Below are 20,300 nucleotides of genomic sequence, written 5' to 3' on the forward strand. Positions count from 1 at the left end.
TAATACCAATATAACATTACACTCAGACCAGGGATGGCAATATCAAATGCGACAATATCAGCAACTCTTAAAGGAAAAAGGAATTAAACAAAGTATGTCAAGAAAGGGCAATTGTCTAGATAATGCAATCATTGAAAACTTCTTTGGAATACTAAAATCGGAGTTGTTTTATCTTAAAAAGTACAACTCTATAAATCAATTAAAAAAAGAGATTAAAGAGTACATATTATATTATAATAACGACAGAATTAAATCAAATTTAAACAAAATGAGCCCGATACAATATCGAGCTCACTATTATCAAAATTAATTATAAATTTGTCTAAACTTTTGGGTGCAGTCTATAGTAGTGGAGTTTTTTTTAATTTGAAAGTTTTATTATTCCGTAATCAGAGTTTCTTTCATCGCTTTTTCCTTGGCCTTGCGTTTTTCTTCAAGAATAGCTTCCTGCTGCTTGGCAGTGACCATTAGCCCTATCATCATAATTACAGCCGTTAATAAAATCACTTGAATAATTAAGGACTTATTCACTTCTGGAATAGTACTCAAAGGATCTATTGATAAAAACAATAAAATTGTGATCAATCCTCTAGGCGCTACAAATAGCAAGGGAAACATCGGGATTTTCGATAATTTTAATTGCAAGTAACGCAGTGCAAAAAGAGCAGCTACAATACCAATTGCCCACAATAGTGTATCCGTGTTAATTATTTCGGCTGTTTCAATTAAATATCCAAAAAGTAAAAAGAATAAAGCACGTACTAAAAAAGTACCTTCGACCATTAGCTCCTTAAATTTAGCGACCTCTTTATTTAAAAGGTCTAAACGAAAACGTTGTGCCCATTTGTAGTGATTTAGTTCATCTAAATTGCCAATTGATAATCCAAATACTAAAATAAATATTAGCGCTGGAAGATGAAATATTTTTGAAATCTCATAAATCAAAATCACCAATAGAATAATGGGTACAAATTTGATGTGATGGTCAATCTTGTTTAATAGAAATGATAGTAATATCGTTGCTACAAATGATATAGCAATAATTATAAGTATTTCAAGACAGAAATAACCAAAAGTTTCTAAGCCAAAACTACTGTTGAAAGCAATGAAATTAAAGAAAATAACGCCAAAAATATCAGATAAACTACTTTCATAAATAATAAATTCTTTTTGACTTGAACCCAAACTACGAACACTAGGAATCGCAATTGCACTACTTATCACACAGAATGGGATGGCGTTTGTTAGGCAATCTTTAAAAGGATAGCCACCATAATAGTGTAGTACATAGGCCAATGAAAAAGCAAGAACTAGAAGGGGTACAAATGCTCCTAAAGAGGACTTATTGATCAACCCAATTTTCGATTTATTTAATTCTAGTTCAAGCGACCCTTCTAATACAATTAAGATTAGTCCGATAGTCCCTAGAATAGGTAGTGTTGAAGTTAAGTCTGGAATTTCTATTTCGAAAAAAACAGTTACTTCACGAACTAGCCAACCCAAAATAAGTAACAATATTACTGAAGGTATCTTTGTCATAGAAGCTGTCAGATCAAATAGATAAGCTACTAGAAGTAATAAACAAAGCGAAATTATTATAGTCATATTATATCAGTTATTTAAATAATCGTTTAAGCACTTGCTGTAGCAATTATTTATACTATGGAGGCAAGATACTACTTTAACTAAACAAAATAGTAACGAATTATGAGTACAATGCGTATAATATTGTTAAAATTTATATGGCTAGTTTTATTTTAACTAAATACTTATTCAATTATAGCCTACAGCTACATCAAAGTTACAATAATATGGTTACTGAAATAAAGCTTCATTTTAATTAAAAGTGATTATCCTTTCCAATTTTATAGCATCATTTGCTTTAATTTCTCTATGGTTATAGGCTTGACGATATAATTGCTAACGGCATCGTATGATTTTGCTTTTTCGATATCTGCTGGATCCACAGAGCTTGTTATTATATAAATGATGATTTCGCTCTTGTTCGGTATTTGTATAAACTCATCTAGAAACTGCCAGCCATCCCAAACAGGCATGTTTAAATCAAGCAATATAATGTCAGGTAACTTTTCCTTATTTTCGATAATTGCTTTTAAATTTTCATAAGCTTCCTTTCCGTTATGGAAAATCATGAAATTCTTGCAAAAATTTGTCAATTGCATGATTCTTTTTGTGCCGAAAATAAAAATGGGATCATCATCGATGATGCAGGCTATATCAATTTTTTTCATGTTTAAAATATACTTTAAAGGTTGTACCTATGTGTTCTTGACTTGTTACTTCTATTTTTCCGTTGATTGCTTCTACCTGATTTTTAGTAATAAATAAGCCTATTCCTCTAGCATCTTTGTTAGTATGAAACGTTTTATACATACCAAAAATTTTAAAGCCGTTTTTCTTTAAATCAATTCCTATACCATTGTCCTCGATAGTCAATACAGCATATTTTCCTATGATCTCAGTGCTTATATTAATCTTTAATGGTCTATCTTCAGATCGATATTTAACCGCGTTGGTCATTAAATTCAGTAATATGCTTTCAAGGTAAGCTGGCAAAGCCAAAATATTGATGTTGCTATCAATAGTGTTATCAATATCGACATCTAAGTTAAATAGTACTGCATGCATGTTTTGAACTGTCTCCTTCATGTAATGAGATAGGTTAATGCTATGTAGATTTTCGTTCACCGCACTATTCATAAGCACCACTTCATTAAGGTGCATGATAGTTTCCTGCAGATTTGTTGAAGCAGTTTGAAGCATTCTTATTAATTCATTCTCTAACAATTCAGGTTGCTCATGAACTGCTAAATCCATCATCATAGTAATATTCCCTGAGTGCGATCTTAAATTATGAGACACAATATGTGCAAAATTCTTTAATCTTTCGTTTTGATCTTTTGCTACATTTAATAAAGTATGGATTTCTCTTTCAGTTTGTTTTATATATGAAATGTCTACCGCAACCCCTAAATAGCCCGTAATTATTTCGTTTTTCTTAACAGTTGTAACCGTCAGTTGCACCGGAAATTTTGTTTGGTCCTTCTTGATATAGGTCCATTCTCTAGTATCGTACAGTCCCATTTGTGCTGGTAGAGCAAATACATCAAAAGCTTTTTCGACAGGATTGTGTGATAACGACAATTCATTCGCTCTATTTATTATTTCTTCTTCCAAATGAAATGATAGCGGTGTTTTTTGTAGTATCATTTCATCTCTACTGTAACCCAATAAATTTTCTGCCCCTTTGTTAAAAGTGCAAATCAATCCATTAACGTCAGTTTCTATGATTGCGACATGAGTGCTAGCATCTATCAAGCCTTCCAATCTTGACATGGATTCTGATAATTGATTTTTGGCCCTTAACTGTTCAGTCGTGTCAATTATTTGAACGATAAAATATAGCGGCTCTTGACGTTCGTTTCTAACTATAGATGTAGATAAAATGGCGTTAATTACAGACTTATTCTTTGTGATAAATCGTTTTTCTATTTGATAGTACGAGCGTTTGCCTTCTACTAATTCTTGAATAAGCTTTAAATCGCTATCTAAATCTTCATCATGAGTTAAGACCTTTACACTTTGCTGTACAAATTCTTCAGTAGTGTACCCCATAAGAGAGGCTAAACTATTATTAACTTTTAACCACTTTCCTTGTACATCTAGTAGCCCCATACCGATAGCTGCATGTTCAAAATTTCCTCTAAAGGCCTCTTCACTTAATCGCAGTTTTTCTTCAATTACTTTTCTTTTCGTAATATCAACAGAATATATTATCACGCCAGCTACGGCGCCATTGTCACTATACCAAGGTTTGATTTCCCACTTTAACCACATATTTGAACCTTCATTTCGAATAAAAAGACAGTCTTTACCTTTACTTGTAATTCCAAGAATTGATTTTTCATAGATGTTTACCCACTCTGCAGCTATGTTAGGAAACAAATCATATTGTGATTCACCTATGATTTTTTTCCCAGTCAAGTGATAATCTTCCTTCCATTTTTTAGAAGCCACTAAATAACGCATCTGTTTATCAAACATGGCAATAGCACTAGGATTTTGCTCTATAAATAACATATTGCGTTGGTTGATTCTCTTTTGCTCGGTAATATCGTGGTGCGTTCCAAACATCATTAGAGGTTCATCATTCTCAGTCCAAGTAATTACTTTTCCTTTGTCTAAAATCCACACCCAATGTCCGTGTTTGTGCTTCATCCGGTATTCAGCTTCATAGTACTCTGACTTTCGATCAAAATATTCTGAAATTTTTTGTTTCGAAAATGCAACGTCCTCTGGATGTACTAACTGCTCCCATTTTTGAGTGGTGACTGGATGTATTTCGGCTAAACTGTAACCTAAAATTTCTGCCCACATGTCACTATGATGTGTTTCGTTTGTTTGAATATTCCACTCCCATGTCCCAATGTTGGAACTTTTTAAAACGCTATGTAATTTTTCTTTTTCTATTGTGAGCGCAATAGTATTTTCTTTAGATTTTGTAATATCCTGAAAAGTTCCAGAGATTTTTCTACAAATACCGTCTACAAATGTTGTATTACCAATTGATCTCACCCATTTAATATTGCCTTTAGCAGTAACTATCTGTAGCTCGTGATTAAAGTTTTTACCTTTTAATACTGCCAATGTAAAGGAACTCTCAATAATTTTTTTGCTTTCCCCGTCTCTATAAAAACTGATCGCTGTATCTACTGTAGGATTGTAGTTTGCAGTTGTTTCATGAATTATTTTGGTTACATCACTCCAATAAAGTGAGTTGCTATCCAAGTCAACCTCCCAATATCCTATCGTGGCGGCTTTATTGCACTCGTTTAAAAAGGCAACTTGTCTTTGAAGCTCTTTTAAATTGCTTTTTGATTGAACAGTGTCGAGATCAAAATTATTTTTTGAATCTAATCGATTATACCCTTTTATTACCGCATGATGTTTTTTAACGTCATCATAAACAAAAAAAGAAGAACATGCGGTATTGATAAGCTGGCCGTCAGTTCTTTGAAACAAGACTTCTTGTTTGTCAGTTTCACCAGAACTATTTGTCGATAAATTTTTAAGACTCACCACAAATTGATTAACATCAAGGCTGGATTTATTTGAGAAATTACCTTCACTTTTCAACAAGGTGTGTAAAGCAGGATTGCCCCAAATTACCGTAGGATATGTACTTGAAGCATAAGATATACCATCGATTGCATGCTCTTGAATAAAATCAAAAATGCTACTGTCACTTTTTATCAATTGGTAAAATTCTTCCTTAAGGTGATTCATAATCGTGCTGGAATTGTAATATGCCTTTTTTTTATAGCAAGTTGTTAATTTCTAATCGTATACAGTACTTTGTAGGTAGTAAATATACTATTATTTTATTAGAGGCATTTTTAGGGTAGGACAACAACTAGTAATTTAGCAGCAAAAGGCATGAAATTTGCAAAATTTATTATGTTTTTTAATAATGTAAGCGAAGACTATTTTTTGTAGCAATTAATTCCTGCTGCAATGTCTCTATTTTATCTAGTAAATTGAGCACAACATCGATGCCTTCTAAATTCAATTCTAAGTCCTTATAGATGCGTATGATTTTCTCTACTTTAAATATGTTGTCATGATGAATATAGTAATTTTCATCGACCGTAATCACTTCGATTAAATCCAATTCGTCCAAATCTTCAAAAAAAGTTACTGTAACGTCATATTGAGATGCAAGAGAATGTACTGTTGTTAAGTTTTCTAAATTCATGGTGTAGCTATTTTCGAAAGTTCAGTGAATAGTTCTAATTCCTTATCAGATAAATGTGTGGGAATGGCAATTTGATAGGTAACATATAAATCACCAAAAGCCCCATCTTTTTTGTAAACCGGGAATCCTTTTCCTTTTAACTTGACTTTTGCATTGTTTTGTGTTCCAGCTGCAATGTTCAATTTTACTTTTCCATCAAATGTGTTTACGGTTATATCTCCGCTTAGAACTGCAGTATATAAGTCTAAAGCTACTGTTGAATAAAGATTCTCTTTATCTCTCTTAAAATTAATATCATTATCTATAGAAAACGTAATATATAAATCTCCCTTTGGACCACCTGAAATGCCTTCTCCACCATAACCAGAAATTTTAATGACTTGTCCGTTTTCTACTCCAGCAGCGATGGTGATTCTAATGTTCTTTCCATTGACTGTTAGTGTTCTTTTGTGAGTAGTATAAACGTCTTTTAAAGTTAAATTTAGTTCGGTAGTAAAATCTTGTCCTTTATATTGTGGACTGCGACGTTGACCACTTCCACCATTAGATTGATTGAACATAGTTTCAAAAAAATCAGAATAATCCCCTCCTTCAAAGCCATTAAAGCCTCCTTGTGGGCCATTGCTTTGTTGCTGTCTTTGCTGCTGTTGTCTCTGTTGATTTTGTCTGGATTTTTCGTATTCTTCACCATGTTCCCAGTTTTCTCCATATTGATCATATTTTTTCCTATTCTCGGGGTTACTCAATACTTCGTTAGCTTCATTTAGTTCTTTAAACTTTAATTCGGCTTGCTTGTCATTTGGGTTTAAATCTGGATGGTGTTTTCTGGCCATTTTGCGGTAGGCCTTTTTAATTTCCGTCTCTGTTGCTTTTTTGTCTACGCCAAGGACTTTGTAATAATCTATAAATGCCATGTTTTACATTTTTTTATAATTACTTAATTACATATTTTACTACTTAATATTTGTTTATCGGGAAGTAAATATGCTCTCTCAAATTTACTCAAACTTTAGCAGATAAGTCCTAATAACATGTTTTATTTTAAACGTATTACTGTTTTATAAAATCCAATTTATAATAATAAATAGGATGGGGCCATATGATTTAATTTGACTTTTCTCTATTTATTTTTCTAAAATCACTTGGTCGTACTTTTGCAATTTCGTAAAACGTATTACTAAACGTAGCCAAACTATTGTACCCAGATGCATAAGCAATTTCGCTTATAGATAAATCAGTTTGTAATAGCTTTTCCATGCTCAGTATAATGCGGGTGAGCTTTACGTATTGCAAAAATGAGATGTCTAAATTTTCTCTAAAGAGACGTGATAAACTGCGACTACTCAAACTAAATGTTTTAGCTATATCTTGTAATTGCAAAGTTTGGTCAACATTAAAATAAATGTGTCTAAGGATGGGGCGCAATCTAATATTAGTCGTAGTTGGTAGCACAACAGCCAATGCTGTTTTATTAGCTGAAGCGATTACGTTGCCTAACGTTTTCATGTACAAATATTTCTCAGATTCCTTTTTTGTAATATTTTCACTCCAATGTTCGGTAAACGAAATCATTTCCAGTATTAAGTTCGAAACTGGGTAGATTCCCATTTTTGAATGAAAGATATTTGGTGCTAAAGCCGCTGGAGGAATATAAATATTTCGCATCATGGTAATAGAGGTTCGTAACTCAATAAAATGATCTAATCCCGCTGGAATCCACACAAAGTGACGAGCAGGCAAGAAATAGGAGTTCTCTTTAGTTTGTAAGTAAGCAACGCCGCCTTCAATATAAGTTAATTGATGTTTGCTATGACTGTGCATAGCAAGTCGTACCTCCATATTACTATGGTAGATGTAAGTCGACTTTGGGAATTGATCGATTTTCTCTAGAAAAGATAATTCAGCCAATGGTACTTTTACTAAATTTTTATTGTGGCTCATATTGACAAATATATGGCTTATTTGGTAAAATAAGACTTAAAAATATGTCGCAATTTTGCTCTTTAATTTTTATCTAAATATGTATTCTAATTTTTACATGAAAAGGATGTTACAATTAATAGTAATTGTTCTTCCTTTTATAGCACATTCTCAGATTATTACCAGAGATAGTATCCCCATCACACTGCAACAAGTTTGGGAAAAAACATTAAATAATAGTAAGCAAATTAAAGTAGACCATTTGAAGGTTGCTGCGGGAGAGGAGGCAATAAAGGATGCTAAAAGCAAACAACTACCTGAAATAGGTTTTAATGCAAACTATGGTAAACTAGCCAACATTCCTGTGTTTACAAATGGTATTTTACATGATGCTAATTTTATACCGCTTGAAGACCATTCTATTTATGGGGCTACCCTTGATGCTTATTTTGATATTTACAACGGTCACAAATTAAAAACCAATATTCAAAAGGAAGTTGCTAAGAAAGAGCTTTCACATTACATCGAAGAAGAAACCACTGAGGCGATTCATTATCAAGTTGCCGCATCATACTTAAAGTTGCAGCTCTACATAGAATTAGAAAAATTAGTAAAGCAAAACATTAAACAAAATGAAGAGCGATTAAAGCAAATAGAAAAATTACATAAGGCTGGCGTCGTCTTAAAAAGTGATTTATTAAGAGCGCAATTGCAATTGTCTAAGCAAAAAACAGCTTTAACAACCATTGTTAATGACGAGCAACTGGCTATGCAAGAAATTAATATTTTTATGGGAGATCCTGATGAGCAGGTTTTGAAACCCATCGATCCTATCGATTTTAAACTTAACCGCGTAGCACTAAGTTATGATCAATATGTAGAGAACGCCATAAGTAAATCACCTCTTCAGAAAATTGAAGAGCAAAAGGTAATATTAAGCGAATTAAACATAGAAGGACTAGAGGCTGATAAATTGCCAAGAGTAGGTTTGTTTGGCGATTATAACTATTCGTACCCTCAAATTAAATTGTATCCTTACTCCAATGCTCCCTATTTATTGGGCGTAGTAGGAATTAAAATGTCTTATGATATTTCGTCGATATACCACGATGTTCATAAGGATGCTGCCGCTAAAATACAGCTCGAACAACAAAAAATAGCACAGGAAAATGTTCAAGATCAATTGCGAAAAGATATTAATAGAGCCTATAAACGATACCAAGAGGACAGAGAGAAAATTGAAGAATTAGAACTGAATATTAAACAGGCAGCAGAAAATTATCGCATCCTTAATCAAACTTATTTTAACCAACTCTCATTAATCACTGACTTGCTCGACGCTGATACGCAGTTGTTGCAAGCGCAATATGATTTGGCTTCAGCCAAAATTTCTGAGCAGTTACATTACTACCAATTACTTAAAAATACAGGAAACTTATAAAATGGCAACAAATACTGAAAAACACGCACGCATCGACAGGATTACTGTAAAAATAACTTATGCTATTGCTGCACTTGTACTTGTCTCATTGTTGATTTATGGGGCGATCACATTGTATAAAATGTATCAATATGAAGAAACAAACGACGCACAAGTAGAGGAATATATTAATCCTATTTTAAGTAGGACGACTGGTTTTGTACAAGAGATAAAATTTAAAGATCATCAACGAGTTCATAAAGGAGATACATTATTAATTATTGATAATAATGAGTCTTTAATGCAGTTGCAGGAAGCACGAGCATTATTGAGTGCTGCTAAGGCCTCATTGTTAGTTCTACAAAGCAATACTGCAACATCTGTAAGTAGTGCCTCGATTAGTCAAGCTAATATTGCTGGGGCTAAAGCTAGGCTGTGGCAGCAACAACAAGAATTTAATCGCTACGAAAAGTTGTTGAAAGAAGAAGCTGTAACGCCGCAACATTTTGAAGCTATTAAAACAAACCTTGATATCGCTAAAGCAGATTACCAAGCGCTACAAAATTCATACAAAACGGCTAAAGGTAAAATCAATGATGTCGATTCTCAATTGGCTGTAGCCAAAGCGACCGTGCAACAAAGAGAAGCAATGGTCGCAACAATAGAATTGAATTTAACATATGCAACTATTACAGCTCCGGCAGACGGAATTATGGGAGAAAAAACGTTACAAGTAGGGCAGTTGATTCAAAAAGGCCAAACATTAGGGTTTATAGTGGATCAAGATCAAGGAAAATGGATCGTGGCCAATTTCAAGGAAACTCAAATTGCCTCAATGCAGGAGGGGCAAGAAGTTGAAATCACCGTTGATGCTTATGATAACCAAATCTTTCACGGAAAAATTCAATCATTAGCTCCAGCTACAGGATCTCGTTTTTCATTGCTTCCGCCAGATAATGCTACAGGAAACTTCGTAAAAATTATTCAACGTTTTCCTGTTCGAATTTTACTAATAGATGGGGAAAGCAAGACAAAAAAATTACGAGCGGGAATGAATGCTGAAGTTCTAGTATCTAAAATTTAAAAGATCATGAATCAGCCTTCAATTATTTTTAAAAATTGGGTTCCCAAGTGGCTTGTTAAGACGATCTTATTTCTAACTATTTTGCCAGTAATTTGTATGCTGGCAGGATACATAGGTGGGATCTCAAGCGCAGCAAGTTATTACGGCTTAGACCCTACAGATATTCAGTTTTCAATAGTGCTTTACTACATTGGTATTGCGAGTTTCTTTCCGTTAGAACGTCGGTTTTTTAGTTATTTTGCTTCCAAAAGTTATTTTTTATTGAGTGTTTTGCTCTTTACGGGAATCAACTTTGTTTTGTATAGTACTAGTAACCAAATGATATTTATGGTTTTTAGATACCTAGGAGGTGCGGTAACGGTGTCTTTAATAAGTATCGTTTTGAACTTGATTTTTGCACAATATCATTCTGAACGATCTCGTGTTTTAGGCTATGCCCTTTTCTATGGTACGCTATTAATATCTAATGCGTTTACGTATTTATTTGATGCCTATATTTTTCAGAATTACGACTTTAATGTGTTGTACTTGGCCATTATATACGTCCAGATTCCGGGTGTATTACTATTGTTCTTTAGCCTTCGAAAAGAGATTCGATTACATCAAAAGAGAGTTCCACTATTCAAATTAGATTGGTCTAGTTTTATAATCTATACGACTATCTTAATCACAATAGCATACGTTCTTTTATACGGATTTTATTATGACTGGTATGAAAGCACACGAATTTGGTTTTGCTCGGCGAGTATTTTAATATTGATTGCCGTTTTTATTATCAAGCAGCGACACAGTAAAAGACCATTTATAGACTTAGACATTTATAAATACCGCAATTTTAAGTTGGGTGCAGTTTTACTAATGTTATACTACGTTTGTAAAGGAGATTTAAGCGTAGCCAATTCTTTTTTTCTAGATGAGATGCATTTAGACTCTTACAACTATTCCTATATCATGTTTGTAAATGCCGTGGGTATTGTAATAGGAATTAGTGTCACTGCTCGATTTATTCTTTTAAAACATCCTATGCGCTTATTATGGCTTGCTGGTTTTGCATGTCTACTAACTTATCACATCCAAATGTTATTTGTTTTTGGCTCAGAGGCCAATGTGCGATCCGTTTTATTGCCGCTGTTTTTTCAAGGTTTAGGAAACGGAATTTTGATGTTATCTATTGTATTGTTTTTAATTACATCAGTGCCTGAATCAAAAAGTTTTTCAGCTTCATTGAGTGGTGTTTCTTTTCGATTTTTTGCTTTTACATGTAGTTTAGCTTTGGTTTCTTTTATGAATTTTAGACAGGTAAGCGTGCATTATGAAGTTTTAGGTAGAACTGTAAATACGTTAAATACTGCTGCAACGCAGCGCCTGCAATTTTATGAAAATACTGCTGCAGCAAATGGAGCTTCGCCGTTAAAGGCTAAAGTTATGGCAAAAAAAATGTTAGGTAAAGCTGTGGCTAATCATACTAATTTGCTATTTGCCAGAGATTATTATTATTACATGGGAATTGCCATAATTTTTATAATGTTAGGAATTGCGCTACTACCACATTTGCATTACCATTTTAGAAAAATAGGATCCAAAATAATTCCGATATAAGGTAAAAAAAAGCCATCAAAATTGATTTTGATGGCTTTTAAAATTAGGTTTAAAATGATACTCTACTTTTTAATCAAGTATTTTATATTTCTGTTTTTACCATTAATTACTGTTTTAAGGAAATAAAACCCTCTTCGCAATTTTGATAATTCTAAGTTAGTAACAGATTTGCCAGCTGCAATCTCTTGAGAAGACTGACTTACTAATTGACCATAAATATTATAGATGTAGAAATCAGCTTTGGCTACAGCCGTACTATTAATACTAACATTTACATGACTAGCAAACGGGTTAGGGTAAACCATCACATTTGTAATTACACAAGAATTATCAGCAATAGTATCGTCGCAGTTTCCTAGCGTGTCACCATGCGCTAGATGCGCTCTCACAGCATACTCATCTACACATATCGTTTTTCCTTTATGGCAAATCTCGACTTTAGGAAAACGTTTGTTATTTCCACAAGACACGTCTTGCACATTTACGGTGCGCTCTGTAATGGCAGTACAACCCACAGCATCAGTTACTGTCAGCGTGTAGGTTGTAGTTTGGTCAGGACACACTTTTATCGAAGGGGTTTTTGCACCGTTACTCCATTCATAAGAAAACGGAAGTACACCACCTATAATATTCTCTGCTTTTAATGTTGCATACGCTTGCGGGCTATACCCTTTATAAACAGTTACTTCATCTGCTGTTGGGATTTCGATCTCTCTAGATTCTTCAATAGTAAATGATTTAGTTACTGTTTGTTTGACAGCATCTTCTACTACTACAGTGTACATTCCTACAGCTAGATTCGTGATTTCTGAAGTTGTTGAGCCGGTATTCCAAGTGTACGTATACGGACTAATACCGCCAGAAACAGTAATATTTGCAAACCCTTCTTCGTTACCAAAACAAATAGTATTCGAACTAGAAGCAGTTTCAATTTTTAAATCTTTCAATTTTAAACGCACGGATACCGGGAAGTGATCTGAAGCTGTTTTTGTATAGGTACTAGAGTAAAATTCATAATGTACTCTTGCTGTTTCTGAAATATAAGACGTAGCTAACTCATTAGAAAGTGTGATGTGGTCAATCATATTTTCATAAGTAGCATACGATCTAAAACCGTTATCACTAAGTGACTTTGTAGGAATAAAATATCGTGCATTATCAGCTACGTATGCATCATAAGAAGATGTTGTTGTAGTAACATCAGATACAGTAAAATCTACATCATCATTATAATCACCTAGAAGAATTAAGTTAGCATCAGGATACTGCATATCTAAACTATCTTTTAGCATTTCTACATCAAATTTACGCATATCGTATTTTTCTTGTGCTCCACCAGAAGTATTCGCTCTAGCATGTAAATCAATAATATTTATTAATTTTTCGGAACCATCGATAGTTACATTTGCTGTTAACATGAATGGCATTCTTCCGCTAGCAAAAAAGCGCGTTTTATCCTCAGTTGGGTAATTTACAAGAGCCGAAACATCACCACCATTGTAATAAGGATGTACTGTTTTTAATAATACCTTAGTACTTACCGGTTTTACCGTTTTATTTTTATAAATGAATCCTACCTTTTGAGAAGCAGTTGAGGTATCATTAGGATATGAAGTGGCGTTCGAAAGTACGTAGCTGTAATCGTTCATCTCGCTAACCATTTGTTGGAATAAAACTTCATCTGAAATTTCTTCGACAGCATAAATGTCTGCGTCTAGGTTTTGTAAAACAGCTTTCACAGCTTCTTTTTGAACCTCATCAGCATTAGCTTGACCTACTGTAGGAGCATTTTTCTCATCACCAAACCAAGCGATATTCCAAGTAACAATATCTAATGTTTTATCTTTAGAAATGGCTAAGTCATTACCTGATTGTTGGTATTTAGCAGCACATGGGAAATCACTTTTCATTCTAGGCAATAATTGTTGTGTCGCATAAAAATTAGAAATCACACCTATAACCTCTGAACAATTTTCAGGTTGGCTAAAGCCAGTTAGATCTGCCACATCAGCATCTAATCTAAATTGTGCCTTTGCTGTGGCGTCAGTAATATCAACACTTGAATTACCAAAAATAATAGCACCTGGTTTAGCAAATACAGGATTTTGAATGCGAACTAATTCAGCTGGGTGCGCACTCATTTCTGATAAAGTGATCGTAAGGGGCGTAATTAATTGGCTAGCCTGTCCGTTGCTTTTTACTGCGCTAACGGGACTGATTTGCACTTGTTCATTGTAGGTACTTTTGTTTCCTGTAATTGTAAGTGACTCACCAATTTTGAATAAACCTGCTCCATGAACTGTCTTGTCAAAAACAGCAATTGCGCCCGTCGCATCTTGAATGTAAGCAGAACCCCCTAATTGATCAGATACAGTTAACGTTCCCGTGATTGTTACTATTTCACCGTCTGCTTTTGCTCTTGCTTCAGCAATTGGTAAAACGATAAGAGTGTCGGCTACATCTTTAAAAAATTGCCCCGTATTAATTGCTCCAAATGTTGCTGTTGTAGCTTGCCAAGTAAAATCACTGTACTTAAATCCTGCTCCAGTTAATTGTAACGAAGTACCAATTGAAGCAGTACTTGCTTCAGCGATACCAATATCTGTACTCGTAATCCCGTTTGCAGGACCATTTGTCGCTGTAAAACTACCTTCATAGCTTAAAAATTGAACTGCTTTTCCTTCTGGGTTAACCAATGCAAGTCCGTCAGGAGAACCATTTTGTAAACCAGGGATGGCTACATAAACTGTTCCGTATCCATTACTTTGATTTGGAATGCTTCCTGATAGTGCACCAATAGGTGTATAACTCGCGCCATTAGATCCGTTATAAGGTACAATCGTCCAATTTGTCAAGTCAGTTCCCGCATAACCAGCGATTTCTACACCTTCATTCTCATCTGTTCCAGCATTATCATAGTGAATCTCATTAATGAAAACCAAATCACCAAAGTTTTGTCCTGTATTCACTGAGCCAAAAGTATTTGTTGCTGCCTCCCATGTAAAGTCGGTATATTTTGTTCCTTTCCCAATTAGTTGTAAAGAGGTTCCAATAGTTGCCGTACTCGTTTCAGAAACGCCAATATCTGTACTCGTCATTCCGCTTGCAGGACCATTTGTCGCTGTAAAACTCCCTTCGTAACTTAAAAATTGTATAACATTATCGTTGTTATCTACTAACGCAACTCCGTCTGGAGCTCCATTTTGTAAACCAGCGATCGCTACCGATACTGTTCCATAACCATTTGCTTGATCTGGAATTATTCCTGACAAAAGTCCAATAGGAGTGTAGCTAGCACCACCGCTACCATTGTAAGGAATAATTTTCCAATTTGTAATATCAGTTCCTGCAGGTCCCGCAATTTCGATACCTTCGTCAAGATCTGTACCTGCATTGTCATAATGGATTTCGTTTATAAAAACAGTGATAGATGTAGTCGTAGCAATTCCTTTTAAAGTACTTACTTCGATAGCAGCGCTAGGCTCTGAACTTTCATCTGCTTCATTGATTGCTCTAACAGTAAAATTGTAAGCTGTGTTTTCTTTTAAATTTGATAAAGTGACACTGTTAGTAGTAACTGTTTCTAATTCTTCGTCATTATTGTAAATAGTGTATGCAGTTCCATTAGACAGATCCCACGATAAAGTGACCGAAGTAGCAGTAATGTTTGAAGCTACTAAATTTGTAGGAGCTACTAATTTAATAGCTACTTTAGTAAAATATTGACCTGCATTTACTGCGTTATAAGTGCTAGTAGTGGCTGCTTGCCAAGTGAAATCAGTATAGTTGTTACCAGTACCTATAAGTTGCAAAGACAATCCAGCCGCATCTAGTCCATTTTGTATAACTCCTATGTCTGTGCTTGTCATTCCGATTGCCGGACCATTTGTTGCAGTAAAACTTCCTTCATAGCTTAAAAACTGAACGACTTCACCAAGATTATTAACCAGTGCTAATCCATCAGGTGCACCATTTTGAAGTCCGCTGATAGCAACAAAAACGGTTCCGAAACCATTTGACTGTTCAGGAATTGCTCCAGAAAGTACTCCTGCTGGAGTATAACTTGCTCCGCCGTTTCCGTTGTATGGAATAACAGACCAATTGCTTAAATCAGTACCTGCCGTTCCAGCAATTTCAACACCTTCTCCTAGGTCAGTCCCTGCATTGTCATAATGAATTTCGTTAATAAATACTGTAGCAACAGGGTTTGTTGTTGCAGCGGCAGCAGTTGTAAAAGTAACGGTATTACTAACAAGAGAATTGTTTCCCGCAGCATCAAATGCTTTGATAGTAAGAGTGTAAGTAGTACTTGCTGTTAAGCCTGAAAGAGTGTAACTATTATTTTGTGATGAAGCTAAAAAGGTAGTTCCATTAAAAATACGGTATCCTAGAACAGCTACATTATCAGTACTAGAAGTCCAGCTAAGCGACGCTGTTTCTTGCGTTATCTTAGTAGCAATAAGATTAGTAGGCGCCGTTGGTGCTTGAGTATCTACAGTGGCATTTCCAGTGAAACGGTTTTCGGCTTGTGGACCACCCCAAATTGTTGTTGCAAAAGCGGGATTATCTATAAAAGGGTTTCGATTACCTTGAACGCCCTCTAAAATGGTATTTCGATTCAATTCAAATTGAGAGACAGGATCTTCAATATTCCATAGTAATAAAATATCTGTGATATCGTTGCTAAATGTGCGTGCTCCTACAGTAACATTTGCGGGTAAACATTGCTCGCCATAGCGCAAGTACATATACATCAGCATTCGAGCGACATCACCTTTCCATTCATCACCAGGGTAGAAAAAAGTGTTATTGATAAGACTAGCATTCCCTGATCCAGCTCCATACGGGTAATTGCTTCTTGTTGCGTTAAAAGCGATATCAGAAGCTCTTAAATGATGTGCATCACTTCCAGGCCCCGAAGTTCCTAAATTAGGCACTCCTAAAGATTTAGCATAAACGTGTTCGCGATTCCATTGACCCGCATTCCCACCATTGGCATCCTTAGAGCGAGTTCGATCATTGCTTGTATCATTATCACTATCATTGTAGCCGTAAACGAGTAATACATTATTAGGATTTGCAGGGTCTAAGTCGGTTAATTTAAGTGCGTCCCATACTCCAGGTGTATAGCTTAGTGAGGTTGTATTGGCACTAATTAATTGAGATAGTGTCGCCTTTAAGGTATTCCCGGTTTGGTTGAGATTTGTTCCATCATAATAGGAAGGAATTTGTGCAAACGACACTCCATAAAATAATAGAAGCAGCCCGAGTATTTGTAATTTGTTTTGAATGTAAAGTTGTTTCATATGAATTTTGGTTATTTTGACGTAAAAATAAAGATAATGTTAACAATAATCAGCTGTATATATTAATAAATTGTTAACTTGGATATGTGAGCCAAATGTTGAGTCGATCCTTGCTATTTTGTTGTTATGTGTTGATTAATAATAGAATATAATGTTTATTAATTGTAAAAATTGTAGTTTTAAGAATCAAATTGACACATATCACATAAATTTTTGATCACAACAAGAGAAAATTATTTATTACATTGTTCTACAGCTCAAAGCAAGTACTTTTAAAAAAGTATAAATAGCAAATTTTAAGTGGTGATAAAGTCTTGATAATTCGGTTTTACAATTTTAAAGTCTCAAACAATTATTATTTATGTTATTAACAGCAGCTATTCTATTTTTTAGTAGGTTTACATCATTATAAGTTGGCTTTTTCAACAATATAACCCCACAATCAGAATGAAGAAATATCCAAAACCTACCAACGAACTCGAACGCATTAAAGCGTTAAAAAAATATGCTATCATGGACTCTTTGCCAGAAAAAGAGTATGATGCTATAACAAAATTAGCTTCTTTTATATGTGGCACGCCTATATCATTAGTGAGTTTGCTAGATGAAGAGCGACAATGGTTTAAATCCACTGTAGGGATAGATGCTACTGAAACGCCTAGAGAAATCTCATTTTGTCAGCATGCTATTATGGGTGACGATGTTTATGAGATAACTAATACACTAGAAGATGCAAAATTTGTAGACAATCCGCTAGTAACTGGCGATCCCAACATTAGATTTTATGCAGGTGCGCCTATAAAAGATGAGAATGGTTTTAATCTAGGGACACTTTGTGTTATTGATACTGTACCACGTGAATTAAGTAAGCAACAAAAGGAGTCGTTGCAATTACTGAGCAATCAAGTGGTGAGTCTTCTTAAATTGCGAAACAAGAACTCGGTGTTAGAAACTGCTCAAAAAGAATTTCTCAATTTTGTTGCACTCTCTAAAGATCTTGTTTGTATTGCTAACATCGACGGTAACTTCTATAAAGTAAACCCTGCATTTACAGCGGTTTTAGGTTATGACGTAAGCGAACTTGAAGGAGAGTCTTTTTTTAAATTCTTGCATCCTGATGACCATGAAAAAACAATTCTAGAGGTCGAAAAATTGTCTAATGGGCAAGAATCTATTAGCTTCGAAAATAGATTTTATTGTAAAAATGGCGATCTTGTTTTTTTAAGTTGGAACTCCTCACCTGATCCGGTAACAGGAAATTTGTATTGTATTGCGAGAGACATGACGGCTGATAAAAAGCAGCAAGAAAAACTGTTCAACTTAACAACAGATTTAACTGCAATATTAAATTCGGCTGAATTTTCAATTATTGCCACAGATATTGATGGTACAATAAAACAATTCAATAAAGGGGCAGAAAAACTTCTAGGGTATGAAGCAAGTGAGGTCATTGGTTTACAGTATCCATATAAATTTCATGTAGATTCAGAAGTTAAATCAAATGCTGACACACTTTCAAAAGAGTACGATCTATCGATTGAAAATCCTTTTGAAACATTCGTATATAAAGCAAAAACGTTAAAGGCTGCTAATTCTCAAGAATGGAACTATGTAAATAGTAATGGCAAAGTATTCCCCGTTCAGTTGTCCATGACCGCTATTCACAGTGAGACTGGAGAGACAATTGGGTACTTAGGTATAGCTAAAGACATCACTAAAGAGAAAGAAGCAGAAGATAATTTGATTAGAAATAAATTACTTCTTGACGAATCCCAACGCATTGCAAAAATTGGTAGCTGGAAATATGATGTAAGATCAAAAGAGTTAATTTGGTCTAAAGGGCATTATTTAATCTTTGAACTCGAGGACCTTCCTGCTTCAGAATTGAATGCAGCCTATCGCAATAGAATTCATCCTGAGGACTTGGTTATGCTTGATCAGCTAGAAGATAATTTTGCAAAAAGCAATGAGGATTTCAAAATCAATTACCGCATTTTGCTTCCAGACGGACGTATGAAATATATTCTCGAAATAGGAAGTGCGTTTACTGATGGGGATCAAAATGTTATTGGTATGCAGGGAAATATTCAGGATGTGACTGATATTAAGATTGCAGAAGATAAAATTGCAGATAAAGCAAAGGAAATTAATGACATTAGAGCTGCTCTTGACGAGGCAGCAATTGTAAATATAAGTGATGAAGCAGGTGTTTTAACTTATGTCAACGATAAGTTTTGCAATATATCGCAATATTCCGAAACAGAATTATTAGGACAACGATTATATAGTAATGACTTAGGCACAGAAGCTAGCATATTAGTGAGGAAAATTTGGTTGTACATTATCAATGGTAAAACATGGAAAGGAGAACTACAGCAGTTAGCAAAAGATGGCTCGCTGTACTGGGTCGAAACGACTATAGTTCCCTTTATTGACAACACCGGAAAGCCATATCAATATGTTGCAATTAGCTTTGATATAACGGCAAAAAAAATGGCCGAAACAAAGCTAACTGACGCTTTAATTAATTTAGAAAAAAACAACAAAGAGCTAGATCAATTTGCCTATGTGGTTTCACATGATCTTAAAGCACCGTTGCGAGCAATCAATAATTTAGCCGAATGGATTGTCGAAGATATGCCCGAAATGCCAGATGATGTTCGAAAAAATTTAGGACTATTAAGAGGTAGGATTTTACGAATGGAAAACCTTATAAACGGAGTATTGGATTATTCGAGAATTGGTCGAACAAAAATCGAAAAGGAATCCATTGATTTGAACGAACTAGTAGGTCACATTGTCGAGTCCTTAGTTCCTCCTGAGAATTACAATGTCACTATTAGTGATTTGCCCATTATATTTAATGCTAAAATTCTCTTATATCAAGTTTTTAGTAATTTAATTAGTAATGCAGTTAAATATAACGATAAGGAGCTAGGATTAATTTCATGTACATACGAGCCTCTAGAAGAATTCCATCGATTTACAATTGCAGATAATGGTCCAGGAATCGAAGCTGAGTATCGGGACAAGGTGTTTGGTGTTTTTCAAACTATTGAAGCACGAGACAAAAAAGAAAGTACAGGAATAGGCTTGTCGATAGTAAAAAAAATAATTGATGAAGGTGGAGGAGCGATTCAAATTGAAACTAATGAAAATGGAGGAGCTAGTTTCATATTTACAGTACCTAAATAA

General features: G+C 34.5%; 12 protein-coding genes. 5 read left to right on the forward strand and 7 right to left on the reverse strand.

The genetic code is table 11. The features are described from left to right. A partial coding sequence (locus H603_RS0114505; RefSeq protein ID WP_026708527.1) for an IS3 family transposase occupies positions 1 to 310 on the forward strand: 310 nt, incomplete at its 5' end. A 68-nt stretch (positions 311 to 378) separates the two neighbouring features. On the opposite strand, the gene H603_RS0114510 is transcribed toward H603_RS0114505, so the two are convergent. The 6 genes from H603_RS0114510 to H603_RS0114535 form a co-directional block, all read right to left on the reverse strand. Beyond that, positions 379 to 1,539, reverse strand: a complete 1,161-nt coding sequence (locus H603_RS0114510) for a cation:proton antiporter (RefSeq protein ID WP_245576127.1) — start codon at positions 1,537 to 1,539, stop codon at positions 379 to 381. A gap of 326 nt (positions 1,540 to 1,865) precedes the next feature. Then, a complete protein-coding gene (locus H603_RS0114515; RefSeq protein ID WP_026709294.1) occupies positions 1,866 to 2,252 on the reverse strand; it encodes a response regulator in 387 nt (128 codons plus the stop codon). Beyond that, positions 2,239 to 5,307 carry a PAS domain S-box protein gene (locus H603_RS17175; RefSeq protein WP_051219343.1) on the reverse strand — a complete coding sequence of 1,023 codons (3,069 nt, stop codon included), beginning with the start codon at positions 5,305 to 5,307 and terminating at the stop codon, positions 2,239 to 2,241. Before H603_RS17175 ends, H603_RS0114515 begins: the two co-directional genes overlap by 14 nt. Positions 5,308 to 5,485: 178 nt before the next feature. Next, positions 5,486 to 5,776, reverse strand: a complete 291-nt coding sequence (locus H603_RS0114525) for a chaperone modulator CbpM (RefSeq protein WP_026709295.1) — start codon at positions 5,774 to 5,776, stop codon at positions 5,486 to 5,488. Further along, the gene (locus H603_RS0114530) at positions 5,773 to 6,690 is read right to left on the reverse strand and encodes a DnaJ C-terminal domain-containing protein (protein WP_026709296.1); all 918 of its coding nucleotides are present in this window, start codon (positions 6,688 to 6,690) and stop codon (positions 5,773 to 5,775) included. Before H603_RS0114530 ends, H603_RS0114525 begins: the two co-directional genes overlap by 4 nt. 190 nt (positions 6,691 to 6,880) lie before the next feature. After that, entirely contained in the window at positions 6,881 to 7,717 is an 837-nt protein-coding gene (locus H603_RS0114535; protein ID WP_051219345.1) for an AraC family transcriptional regulator, read from the reverse strand. Between the two features lie 106 nt (positions 7,718 to 7,823). Here H603_RS0114535 and H603_RS0114540 point away from each other — a divergent pair, with 106 nt between their 5' ends. The 3 genes from H603_RS0114540 to H603_RS0114550 are packed head-to-tail and all read left to right on the forward strand — an operon-like array spanning position 7,824 to position 11,799. After that, positions 7,824 to 9,137, forward strand: a complete 1,314-nt coding sequence (locus tag H603_RS0114540) for a TolC family protein (RefSeq protein ID WP_084157763.1) — start codon at positions 7,824 to 7,826, stop codon at positions 9,135 to 9,137. A gap of 1 nt (position 9,138) precedes the next feature. Beyond that, positions 9,139 to 10,200: an HlyD family secretion protein gene (locus H603_RS0114545; protein WP_026709299.1), complete on the forward strand. Its 1,062-nt coding sequence runs from the start codon at positions 9,139 to 9,141 to the stop codon at positions 10,198 to 10,200. 6 nt (positions 10,201 to 10,206) lie between these two features. Then, the gene (locus H603_RS0114550; RefSeq protein WP_026709300.1) at positions 10,207 to 11,799 is read left to right on the forward strand and encodes an MFS transporter; all 1,593 of its coding nucleotides are present in this window, start codon (positions 10,207 to 10,209) and stop codon (positions 11,797 to 11,799) included. A gap of 62 nt (positions 11,800 to 11,861) precedes the next feature. Here the strand turns inward: H603_RS0114550 and H603_RS0114555 are convergent, their stop codons facing one another. Further along, on the reverse strand, positions 11,862 to 17,105 hold the full coding sequence (locus H603_RS0114555; RefSeq protein ID WP_035676159.1) for an endonuclease: 5,244 nt from the start codon (positions 17,103 to 17,105) through the stop codon (positions 11,862 to 11,864). 447 nt (positions 17,106 to 17,552) lie between these two features. Here H603_RS0114555 and H603_RS0114560 point away from each other — a divergent pair, with 447 nt between their 5' ends. Further along, positions 17,553 to 20,300, forward strand: a complete 2,748-nt coding sequence (locus tag H603_RS0114560) for a PAS domain S-box protein (RefSeq protein ID WP_026709302.1) — start codon at positions 17,553 to 17,555, stop codon at positions 20,298 to 20,300.

It is taken from the genome of Flavobacterium frigidarium DSM 17623, from assembly GCF_000425505.1.
Lineage (GTDB): Bacteria > Bacteroidota > Bacteroidia > Flavobacteriales > Flavobacteriaceae > Flavobacterium > Flavobacterium frigidarium.

Excerpts from the sequence above, each read along its gene's own strand:
- H603_RS0114510 (WP_245576127.1), bottom strand. The coding sequence starts at position 1,539 with ATGACAAAGATACCTTCAGTAATATTGTTACTTATTTTGGGTTGGCTA.
- H603_RS0114515 (WP_026709294.1), bottom strand. The coding sequence starts at position 2,252 with ATGAAAAAAATTGATATAGCCTGCATCATCGATGATGATCCCATTTTT.
- H603_RS17175 (WP_051219343.1), bottom strand. The coding sequence starts at position 5,307 with ATGAATCACCTTAAGGAAGAATTTTACCAATTGATAAAAAGTGACAGT.
- H603_RS0114525 (WP_026709295.1), bottom strand. The coding sequence starts at position 5,776 with ATGAATTTAGAAAACTTAACAACAGTACATTCTCTTGCATCTCAATAT.
- H603_RS0114530 (WP_026709296.1), bottom strand. The coding sequence starts at position 6,690 with ATGGCATTTATAGATTATTACAAAGTCCTTGGCGTAGACAAAAAAGCA.
- H603_RS0114535 (WP_051219345.1), bottom strand. The coding sequence starts at position 7,717 with ATGAGCCACAATAAAAATTTAGTAAAAGTACCATTGGCTGAATTATCT.
- H603_RS0114540 (WP_084157763.1), top strand. The coding sequence starts at position 7,824 with ATGTTACAATTAATAGTAATTGTTCTTCCTTTTATAGCACATTCTCAG.
- H603_RS0114545 (WP_026709299.1), top strand. The coding sequence starts at position 9,139 with ATGGCAACAAATACTGAAAAACACGCACGCATCGACAGGATTACTGTA.
- H603_RS0114550 (WP_026709300.1), top strand. The coding sequence starts at position 10,207 with ATGAATCAGCCTTCAATTATTTTTAAAAATTGGGTTCCCAAGTGGCTT.
- H603_RS0114555 (WP_035676159.1), bottom strand. The coding sequence starts at position 17,105 with ATGAAACAACTTTACATTCAAAACAAATTACAAATACTCGGGCTGCTT.
- H603_RS0114560 (WP_026709302.1), top strand. The coding sequence starts at position 17,553 with ATGAAGAAATATCCAAAACCTACCAACGAACTCGAACGCATTAAAGCG.